Origin of the sequence: Kitasatospora sp. LaBMicrA B282 (genome assembly GCF_050325825.1) — a bacterium.
Lineage (GTDB): Bacteria > Actinomycetota > Actinomycetes > Streptomycetales > Streptomycetaceae > Kitasatospora.
Window position 1 is genome coordinate 1 of sequence record NZ_JBNQTI010000239.1, and the last position, 9,485, is coordinate 9,485.

8 protein-coding genes and 1 pseudogene are annotated in these 9,485 nt (G+C 73.7%); 7 read left to right on the forward strand and 2 right to left on the reverse strand.

All coding sequences use genetic code 11. From position 1 onward, the window contains the following. The 4 genes and pseudogenes from ACQRUO_RS36485 to ACQRUO_RS36500 all read left to right on the forward strand — a co-directional run. Nucleotides 1–266: pseudogene (locus ACQRUO_RS36485) on the forward strand (hypothetical protein); the annotation flags it as partial. 124 nt (nt 267–390) lie between these two features. Beyond that, nucleotides 391–1,023, forward strand: coding sequence for a bacterial proteasome activator family protein (locus ACQRUO_RS36490; protein ID WP_428320470.1), 633 nt, complete (start codon nt 391–393; stop codon nt 1,021–1,023). A gap of 146 nt (nt 1,024–1,169) precedes the next feature. Beyond that, complete coding sequence (locus ACQRUO_RS36495; protein WP_428320471.1) at nt 1,170–2,594, forward strand: protein kinase domain-containing protein; 1,425 nt, start codon at nt 1,170–1,172, stop codon at nt 2,592–2,594. Between the two features lie 534 nt (nt 2,595–3,128). Next, entirely contained in the window at nt 3,129–4,721 is a 1,593-nt protein-coding gene (locus tag ACQRUO_RS36500; RefSeq protein ID WP_428320477.1) for a protein kinase domain-containing protein, read from the forward strand. A 47-nt stretch (nt 4,722–4,768) separates the two neighbouring features. Here ACQRUO_RS36500 and ACQRUO_RS36505 read toward each other — a convergent pair whose 3' ends face one another. Both ACQRUO_RS36505 and ACQRUO_RS36510 read right to left on the reverse strand, forming a co-directional pair. Beyond that, nucleotides 4,769–5,863 (reverse strand): phosphotransferase, encoded by a 1,095-nt coding sequence (locus ACQRUO_RS36505; RefSeq protein ID WP_428320472.1) that lies wholly within the window; start codon nt 5,861–5,863, stop codon nt 4,769–4,771. Nucleotides 5,864–5,972: 109 nt separating this feature from the next. Beyond that, entirely contained in the window at nt 5,973–6,638 is a 666-nt protein-coding gene (locus ACQRUO_RS36510) for a response regulator (RefSeq protein ID WP_428320473.1), read from the reverse strand. A gap of 363 nt (nt 6,639–7,001) precedes the next feature. Between ACQRUO_RS36510 and pdhA the strand changes: the two genes are divergently transcribed. The 3 genes from pdhA to ACQRUO_RS36525 form a co-directional block, all read left to right on the forward strand. Further along, entirely contained in the window at nt 7,002–8,147 is a 1,146-nt protein-coding gene (pdhA, locus tag ACQRUO_RS36515) for a pyruvate dehydrogenase (acetyl-transferring) E1 component subunit alpha (RefSeq protein WP_428320474.1), read from the forward strand. 6 nt (nt 8,148–8,153) lie between these two features. Then, nucleotides 8,154–9,125: an alpha-ketoacid dehydrogenase subunit beta gene (locus tag ACQRUO_RS36520; protein ID WP_428320475.1), complete on the forward strand. Its 972-nt coding sequence runs from the start codon at nt 8,154–8,156 to the stop codon at nt 9,123–9,125. A gap of 12 nt (nt 9,126–9,137) precedes the next feature. Continuing rightward, nucleotides 9,138–9,485 (forward strand): biotin/lipoyl-containing protein (locus ACQRUO_RS36525; RefSeq protein ID WP_428320476.1); only part of this gene is annotated, 348 nt, incomplete at its 3' end.

Sequence of the window (9,485 nt, forward strand, 5' to 3'; positions counted from 1 at the left end):
ACCCGGGCGACGACCTCGGCGCCGCCGCGCTGCCCGCCGCGCCCACCGAGCCCGGCCTGCCGGTCACGTCCACCACCGCCCCCGCGCCTGCCGCCCTCGACCCGGCGGCCGGCTGGGCCCCGGCGGGCCTGCCGCCGACGGTGGTCGGGCAGGCGGTCGCGGTGCAGCTGCGCGGCCCGGTGGTGCTGGTGCTGCCGATGGGGGCCGGCCTGGTGCTGATCGGTACCGGCCTGGCCCTGGTCGGCTGGCGGCTGCGCCGTGGCTGACCCGGGTCGGCGTCGCGGTGGTGGGCGCTGGCGGCGGGGTCGGCAGGCGCTACCGGCCGGTTCGTCCGGCGGGTTGACCCGCCGTCGGTTGACCCCCCGGAGGGCCGAAGCATATGAAGGAGCTATGACGAAGCCGCTGAACGAACGGCCCGAGCACGAGCCGTACCAGGGATCGACGGGATCGGAGGGCCACTCCGAGGAGGGCCCGCAGGTCCTCATCGTCGGCCCGGACGGCATGGCGGTCGGCACCGCGCCGGGGGGCGCCGGGCGTGCCTTCGCCCGTACGGGGGAGGAGGGGGAGGAACACCGCGAGCTGCCGGTGACCGAGATGGTCGAGCAGCCCGCCAAGGTGATGCGGATCGGCAGCATGATCAAGCAGCTGCTGGAGGAGGTCCGCGCAGCTCCGCTCGACGAGGCCAGCCGGGCCCGGTTGAAGGACATCCACGCCAGCTCGATCAAGGAGCTGGAGCTGGGGCTGGCCCCGGAGCTGGTGGCGGAGCTGGAGCGGCTGACGCTGCCGTTCACCGAGGACAGCATCCCGACCGAGGCCGAGCTGCGGATCGCCCAGGCGCAGCTGGTCGGCTGGCTGGAGGGCCTGTTCCACGGCATCCAGACCGCGCTCTTCGCCCAGCAGATGGCCGCGCGGGCGCAGCTGGAGCAGATGCGCCGGGCGCTGCCGCCGGGCGGGGCGCCGCTCGACCACGACCAGGACGAGCCCGGTGAGGGACGCGGTTTCCGCTCCGGCCCGTACCTGTAATCCGCACGATCTTCACACCCGTACCACCCGCCACACAGCACCGAACACCGCCCCCGGCCCCGGGCCGGGGCGCGGTGACGTCACGGATTGCGGCAGCCGATACCCTGACCCACGTCGACGGCCCGCCGAGGGGGAAGCAGAAGAACATGAGCGAGGACGGCAGCACCGGAATGGACCGGCCGCAGGGGCAGCTCACCTCGCTGGGCCACGGTCGTTATGTCCTGCAGCGCCTGCTGGGCGAGGGCGGCATGGCCTCGGTCCACCTGGCCTACGACAGCCAGCTGGGCCGCGAGGTCGCGATCAAGACCCTGCACACCGAGCTGGGCCGTGAGCAGTCCTTCCGCGAGCGGTTCCGCCGCGAGGCGCAGGCGGTGGCCCGGCTGTCGCACGCCAACATCGTCACGGTCTACGACAGCGGCGAGGAGGTGGCGCCGGACGGCGCGACCACCCCGTACATCGTCATGGAGTACGTCGCGGGCTACTCGCTGCGCGACGTGCTGAACCAGGCGATCGCCGAGCACGGCGCGATGCCCACCGAGCAGGCGCTGGAGATGACCGCCGCGGTGCTGGCCGCCCTGGACACCTCGCATGACCAGGGCCTGGTGCACCGCGACATCAAGCCGGGCAACGTCATGGTGAACACCAAGGGCGTCGTCAAGGTGATGGACTTCGGCATCGCCCGGGCGATGCAGTCCGGGGTCACCTCGATGACCCAGACCGGCATGGTGGTCGGCACCCCGCAGTACCTGTCGCCGGAGCAGGCGCTGGGCAAGAGCGTGGACGCCCGCTCGGACCTCTACTCGGTCGGCTGCATGCTCTTCGAGCTGCTCACCGGCCAGCTGCCGTTCGACGGGGACTCGCCGTTCTCGATCGCGTACAAGCACGTGCAGGAGGAGCCGCCGGCGCCGTCCAGCGTCAACCGGGCGGTCACCCCGGCGGTGGACGCGCTGGTGGCCCGCGCGCTGCGCAAGGACCCCGCGCACCGCTTCCCGACCGCCGCCGCGATGCGCGAGGAGGTCGAGCGGGTGCTGGCCGGGGAGAAGGGCGGCGGCGCCGGCACCCCGCTGGTGATCAGCGAGGGCCCGCGGGCGCACCACGCGGCCTCCTCCTCGCTGGCCAACTTCCCGCCGGTCCAGGGCGACATCAACACCCCGAACCCGCAGGTCCACCAGCCCTACCAGCCGACCCACACGGGTTCGCCCTACGGCCCGGGCCCGCAGACCCCGCCGCCGGCCTTCGGCCCCTCCACCCCGCCGCCGTTCGCCCAGCAGCAGTACCCGACGCCGGCGCCGCAGCAGTTCCAGACCCCGCCGCCGTTCGCGCAGCCGGCGCCCACCCCGGCGCCGATGCCGATGCAGCAGGCCGGCCCGTACGCCCAGCGGCCGGCGCTGGTCAAGGCCGACAACCGCGGGTGCTCGACGGCGCTGGTGGTGGTCGGTGTGATCATCGGCCTGATCGTGCTGCTGGTGATCATCATCGCGATCGTGGCGACCCGGAGCAGCCAGTCGACCAGCCTGCCCCAGCTGACCAGCACGGTTGCCCAGCTGACCGCCGGGCGGACGCTCACGTAGCGGGTCGCACAAGCAGTCGGCGGGCCCGCCCGGGCCCTGGCGCTCGTTCTGTCCCAGTCCGGTCCCGATCGACCCGGGCCTCGACTTGCATGCGGGAAGCGGGCGCCGGAGACGGTAGCGTTCTGGGGAGCGATTCGAAAGGGCGACCGCGACCAGAGCGTCGGCCCGGGGCGAGGAGTAATGGCACAGACGCATGAGCCGGGCGACGGCGAGGGAGACTTCACCCCGGCGCCTGGTGCCGGCCCCGCTCCGGAGCGGCACGAGGCGGACCGCGAGCCGGATCACGAGTCCGGGTACTCCGAGTACTCCGAGTACGCCGAGTACGAGGCCGACCACGAGCCGGACCAGGGCACGCGGCCGCCGGCTCCCGGCCGTCCGGCGGGCTCCGAGGAGACCACCGCGGCCCGCGCCCAGGGCCAGCCGCCCGGCGCGCCCTACGGCGGCCCGGCCACCCCGGGCCGCGGCACGGTGGCCGCGCTCGGCACCCTGGGCGGCGGCCGCTACCGGCTGACCCACCGGCTGGGCCGCGGCGGCATGGCCGAGGTGCTGGCCGCCCAGGACATCCGGCTCGGCCGCACCGTCGCGGTCAAGCTGCTGCGCCCCGAGCTCGCCCAGGACGACGTCGCCCGCCGCCGGTTCACCCGCGAGGCGCACTCGGTGGCGTCGCTCAACCACCACTCGATCGTCGCGGTCTACGACATCGGCGAGGAGCACGTCGGCGGCGAGTCGACGCCGTACATCGTGATGGAGCTGGTCGAGGGCCGCACGGTGCGCGAGCTGCTGGTGGGCGAGGAGGAGCCGCCGCCGGTCGACCAGGCGCTGATCATCATCGCCGGGGTGCTGGAGGCGCTGGACTACAGCCACCGGCACGGCATCGTGCACCGCGACATCAAGCCCGCCAACGTCTCCATCACCACCACCGGTGCGGTCAAGGTGATGGACTTCGGCATCGCCCGGGCACTGGCCGGCGAGGCCACCACCATGACCCAGACCGGCATGGTGATGGGCACCCCGCAGTACCTGTCGCCCGAGCAGGCGCTCGGCAAGCCGGTCGACCACCGCTCCGACCTCTACGCGGCCGGCTGCATGCTCTACGAGCTGCTCGCGCTGCGCCCGCCGTTCACCGGCGACACCCCGCTCTCGGTGGTCTACCAGCACGTCCAGGACGCGCCGATGCCGCCCGCGCAGGCGAACTCCCGGGTGCCGTGGCAGCTGGACGAGCTGGTGCTGCGCTCGCTGGCGAAGAACCCGGACGAGCGGTTCCAGAGCGCGGACGAGTTCCGGGCGCACGTGCAGCACGCGCTGCGCGAGATGCACGCGGGCAACTACCCGGTCGATCCGCACGGCGGACCGGGCCGGGACACGCCCAGCCACGGCGTCGACGCCACCCAGGTGCTCGGCCTCGGCGGGGTGCCGCCGATGGAGCGGACCACCGTGCTGCCCTACGGCAGCGGCGCGGCGGCCGGCCCGCAGGGCGGCCGGCCGGCCTACGGCGGCGCCGCCGGCGGTTACCCGGGCGGCGCGGGCGGTGGCTACGCCGGGGGCGGCCACGGCGGTGGCGCCGACGGCTACGACGACGGGTACCAGGAGGAGCCGCGCCGCGGCGGTGGCCGCAAGGCCCTGGCCTGGGCGGCCGGCGTGCTGCTGGTGGTGGCGGCCGGGATCGGCGTCGCGGTGGCGGCCAACAGCGGCGGCACCGGCGGCACCGGGGGCGGCGGCAACGTGGTCCCGCCGCAGCCGAGCACGGTCAGCACGGCGCCCGACTCGCCGAGCGACCAGCCGAGCTCGCTCAGCCCCACGCCCTCGACCGCCTCGCCGACCCCGAGCCGCAGCCGGCAGAGCTACACGCCGCCCACCGACGGCGGCCAGACGCAGCCGAGCTACCGGCCGACGCACTCGGCCTCGCCGAGCACCTCGGCCTCCAGCTCGGCCTCGGCCTCGGCCTCCGGTTCGGCCTCGGCCACCCCGAGCGGGGGGTCCTCGGCCACGCCGACCGGCGGCTCGTCGCAGAGCGCCCAGCCGACCGGTGGCGGGACGGGCGGTGGCGGGACGACCGGCGGCGGCTCGACCCCCTCGACGCACGCCTCGAACCCGATCGGCGGCAACCCGATCGGCGGCACCGGCTGACCGGCGACCCGAGCCGGGCCTCCGGGCGTCTGCCGGGGCCGGCCGGGTCAGTTCACGAACGCGTCGAGGACCTGCTCGTACTCCTGGCACCACCAGACCGTCTGCGCGGCGGCGGCCGGGAAGAGCGGGTCCGCGCGCGGGTCGTCGCGCTGGTAGTGCCACTGCAGCATCCAGAAGTCGTTCAGCCGCTCCCACCACACCCGGTGCACCGCGAGCGCCAGCTCCTCGGCGTCGGCGCCGGCTGCCGCCCGGTAGCCGCGGGCGTAGTGGCGCACCCGGGCCAGGTCCAGCTCGCCGGTGGCCGGGTCGTTGAAGACCAGGGTGGCGGCCCGCACCGTCTCCTCGGCCCGCGGGCGCACCCGCAGCCGGTCCCAGTCCAGCACCGCCGCCACCCGGCCGCCGCGGTGCAGCAGGTTGAGCCCGTGGAAGTCGCCGTGCACCCAGCCGGAGGGGCCGATCGCGGTCGGGTCGGGCCGGCGGTGGCGGTGCGCGGCGAGCAGCTCGACCCGCTCGACCAGCCGGTACTCGGCCAGCCGGTCGAAGGCGGAGTGCGGGCGGTGCCGGGCGGCCAGCTCGGCCAGCCGGCCGGCCAGTTCGGCGCCGGCGTCGGGGTCGGCGCTGGGCAGGGCGGCCGGTTGCGTGACGGGGGCGCAGACCTCGGCCAGTGCGCCGTGCAGCCCGGCGAGCAGCGCGCCGAGCTCCGCGCACTCGGCCAGAGTGAGCTCGGCGCCGGTGCGGTGCCGCCCGGCGATCCAGGGGTAGAGGGCGAACCGCCGGCCCTCGTGGTCGGTGACCGTGCGGCCGTCGCGGCCGGTCAGCGGGGGCGGCACCGGCAGGCCGCGGTCGGCCAGCGCGGCGGTGGCGCGGTGCTGCGCGGTGATCGCGGCCAGCGTGGCGGTGGCCTGCTCGACGTAGCACTTGAGGAAGTAGCGCCCGGTGCTGCAGGTCACCCGGTAGCCGCGGTTGAGCAGGCCCTCGGCCACCGGTTCGGCGGCCAGCAGCGGGCCGGTCCGGTAGCCGCGCAGCACCCGGGCGATGACCTGGCGCGGGACCGGGGGGCTGAGGGTGCCGACCGGGGGAGCGTCGGCGTCGGGGCCGTCCAGCGGTGCGGCGTCGACCAGGGTGAGCTGACCATCTGTCACGCCTGGTGATCGTAGCCACGGATGCCGTTCCGGGGCCGGTTGGCCGAAATTGCCCGGTTGTGAGCGGCCGACCCTGGCCCATGATCACCGACGGAGCGTCAACGACCGGCTAGTGGTGCTGATCTGAGCCGAGCCGGGCCACGTAGGCGGCCGCCTGGGTGCGCCGGGCCATACCCATTTTGGCCAGCAGGCTGGAGACGTAGTTCTTCACCGTCTTCTCCGCCAGGTGGAGTTCGGCGCCGATCTGCCGGTTGGTCATCCCCTCGCCGATCAGCTCCAGGATCCGCCGCTCCTGCCGGGTCAGTTGGGCCAGCTTCTCGTCCTCCTTGGCGGCGCCGCCCCCGCCCCGCAGCCGCTCCAGCACCCGGCTGGTGGCGACCGGGTCGAGCAGCGACTTGCCGGCCGCCACGTCGCGGACCGCGGAGAGCAGGTCGCTGCCCCGGATGGCCTTGAGCACGTAGCCGGAGGCGCCGGCCATGATCGAGTCGAAGAGCGCCTCGTCGTCGGAGAACGAGGTGAGCATCAGGCAGCGCACCTCGGGCCGCTGCGAGCGGATCTCCCGGCAGACCTCGACGCCGTTGCCGTCCGGCAGCCGCACGTCGAGCACGGCGACGTCGGGGGCGACCGCCGGGATCCGGGTGAGCGCCTCGGCCGCGGTGCCGGCCTCACCGACCACCTCGACGTCGGGTTCGTCGGAGAGCAGTTCGTGCACGCCGCGCCGGACCACCTCGTGGTCGTCAAGCAGGAACACCCGGATTCGCCCGTTTTCGTCCATTGGCAAATGCTCCCATAGCCGGGTACTCGGTACCTATCACCCAGACCGGCAGCTCACACAATCTCTCGCCCCAACCCCCTTACGCGAAACGCGCTGCCCGGATAGCGTGCGCAGGTGTCCTGACGGCACCGCCGGCGCGAGCTGCGCGCCCGGTCCGACCCCCACCCCGGCCCGGAACAAGTAGGACGTCCTAGCTCAGGCGCGCCGAGAGCGCCCGCTGGGTAACGTTCTCGTGGGGGCGCCGTCGGAAGAGGATCACCACCGCCGCGTATTCGGCGCGCACACCCCGCGCACCGTGCTCGGAGGTGACCGGACCGGCGTCACCGGCGACCCCGGGCGGCCCGGACAGACCGAGGAGTGAACGTGACCGTCAAAAGCACGGCGAGGGCGCGCAAGAAGGCGGCCCCCGGCGTCCCCGACAGCCTCCGCACGGGGAAGGACGCCCCTGCCGAGCTCGTCCAACTGCTCACCCCGGAAGGCGACCGGGTCGAGCACCCGGACTTCCCGCTGACCGTCAGCCCCGAGGAGCTGCGTTCGCTCTACCGCGACCTGGTCCTGGTGCGCCGCTTCGACGCCGAGGCGACCGCGCTGCAGCGGCAGGGCGAGCTGGGCCTGTGGGCCTCGCTGCTCGGCCAGGAGGCCGCGCAGGTCGGCAGCGGCCGGGCCATGCGGGAGAAGGACTACGCCTTCCCCACCTACCGTGAGCACGGGGTCGCCTGGTGCCGCGGAGTGGACCCGACCAACCTGCTCGGGATGTTCCGCGGCGTGAACCACGGCGGCTGGGACCCCAACGAGAAGAACTTCCACCTGTACACGATCGTGATCGGGTCGCAGACCCTGCACGCGACCGGCTACGCCATGGGCATCACCAAGGACGGCGCCGACGACGCGGTGATCGCCTACTTCGGTGACGGCGCCTCCAGCCAGGGCGACGTCAACGAGGCCTTCACCTTCGCCTCGGTCTACAACGCGCCGGTGGTCTTCTTCTGCCAGAACAACCAGTGGGCGATCTCCGAGCCCACCACCACCCAGACCCGGATCCCGCTCTACCGCCGCGCCTCCGGCTTCGGCTTCCCGGGCATCCGGGTGGACGGCAACGACGTGCTGGCCTGCCTCGCGGTCACCCGCTGGGCGCTGGACCACGCGCGCACCGGCAGCGGCCCGGTGCTGGTCGAGGCCTTCACCTACCGGATGGGCGCGCACACCACCTCGGACGACCCGACCCGCTACCGCCAGGCGGAGGAGACCGAGGCCTGGAAGGCCAAGGACCCGATCTCCCGGCTGAAGGCGCACCTGGAGAAGGAGGGCCTGGCCGACGAGGAGTTCTTCGCCGCGATCGAGGCCGAGAGCGACGCCCTGGGCCTGCGGGTCCGCGAGGCCGTACGCTCCATGCCGGACCCGGACCCGACCCTGATCTTCGACCACGTGTACAGCGAACCGCACGCCCTGGTCGCCGAGGAGCGGGCCGAGTATGTCGCGTACGCGGAGTCCTTCGAGGGCGGGGAGTAACCGAACATGTCCAAGCTCACCATGTCGAAGGCCATCAACGAGGGCCTGCGCGCCGCGTTGGAGTCCGACCCCAAGACCCTGATCATGGGTGAGGACGTCGGCAAGCTCGGCGGCGTCTTCCGGGTCACCGACGGCCTGCAGAAGGACTTCGGCGAGGACCGGGTGATCGACACCCCGCTCGCCGAGTCCGGCATCGTCGGCACCGCGATCGGCCTGGCGCTGCGCGGCTACCGCCCGATCGTGGAGATCCAGTTCGACGGCTTCGTCTACCCGGCCTTCGACCAGATCGTCACCCAGCTCGCCAAGATGCACGCCCGCGCGCTCGGGCACGTCAAGCTGCCGATCACCGTCCGCATCCCCTACGCGGGCGGCATCGGCGCCGTCGAGCACCACAGCGAGTCGCACGAGGCCTACTTCGCGCACACCGCCGGTCTGCGGGTGGTCACCCCGTCCAACCCGGACGACGCGTACTGGATGCTGCGCCAGTCGATCCGGTCGGACGACCCGGTGATCTACCTCGAGCCGAAGGCCCGCTACTGGGACAAGGCCGAGATCAGCTCCGCCGCCGAACTGGACCTGCACGCGGCCAAGGTGGTGCGCCCCGGCACCGACCTGACGCTGCTCGCCTACGGTCCGATGGTGAAGGTCTGCCTGGAGGCCGCCGCGGCCGCCGAGCAGGACGGGCACCGGCTGGAGGTGGTCGACCTGCGCTCGCTCTCCCCGGTCGACTTCGCCACCCTGGAGGCCTCGGTCAAGCGCACCGGCCGCGCCGTCGTGGTGCACGAGGCGCCGGTCTTCATGGGCATGGGCGCCGAGCTGGCCGCCCGGCTCACCGAGAAGTGCTTCTACCACCTGGAGGCGCCGGTCCTGCGGGTCGGCGGCTACCACGCGCCGTACCCGCCGTCCCGGGTCGAGGAGCAGTACCTGCCCGACCTGGACCGGGTGCTGGACGCCGTCGACCGCGCGCTGGCGTTCTGAGGGGAGTGAACGATGACCACCACTCTCCGTGAGTTCAAGATGCCCGACGTGGGCGAGGGCCTGACCGAGGCCGAGATCCTGAAGTGGTATGTCCAGCCGGGCGACACCGTCACCGACGGCCAGATCGTCTGCGAGGTGGAGACCGCCAAGGCGGCCGTCGAGCTGCCGATCCCGTTCAACGGGACGGTCGAGGCGCTGCACTTCCCCGAGGGCACCACGGTCGACGTCGGCACCGCGATCATCGCGGTCGCGGTGGCCGGCGCAGCCGGTGCCCCGGCCGCGGCGGCTGCGCCCGCGCCCGCCACCGAGCCGGCCGCGGCGGCCGAGCCGGAGCGGCGCGAGGTGCTGGTCGGCTACGGG